At 43.1% G+C, this 587-nt stretch carries 1 protein-coding gene; it reads left to right on the forward strand.

Going from position 1 to position 587, the window contains the following annotated elements:
• Positions 1-587: recombinase zinc beta ribbon domain-containing protein (locus ACOEN1_RS13480; protein WP_422487408.1), on the forward strand; the 587-nt coding region annotated here is incomplete at both ends.

Raw genomic sequence — 587 nt, forward strand, 5'->3', positions numbered from 1 at the left:
ACCGGTAACATGCTTTTACAAAAGGGTTTTATTGAGGACCATATCACACACAAGTTAAAGCCCAACAACGGAGAACTACCTCAGTACTGGGTAGAAGATTCTCACGAAGCAATAATTGACTTAGAAACTTATGAAAAGGTACAAGCTGAAATCGCAAGGCGAAGAAAGTTGGGTGTTTTCGCAAATCCATCAATCAACACCACCTGCTTTACAAGCAAGATAAAGTGTGGAAACTGCGGTGTCAGCTATAGGCGCAGCGGCAAAAGACAAAGCAAGCATTCAAGTGATGTTTATTACATTTGGACTTGCCAGACTAAAGACCGTAAAGGCGTGTCAGAGTGCAGCGCTAAAAACATCCCTGAGAAGATACTCCAAGGTGTCTGTGCCCAGGTACTCGGCTTAGAGGAATTTGATGAAGATTTTTTTCTGGATCAAGTTGAAAAAGTTGTGGTGAATGGAACAGATGAACTCATCTTTCATTTACATGACGGTAGCGTTATTCCTCAACAATGGAAATCCACGGCCAGGAAGGATTGGTGGACACCTGAAGCTCGCGCTGCAAAATCAGCCTACAGTAAAAAGAACCC

Source organism: Gudongella sp. DL1XJH-153 (assembly GCF_049310905.1).
Classification (GTDB): Bacteria; Bacillota; Clostridia; order Tissierellales; family Tissierellaceae; genus Gudongella.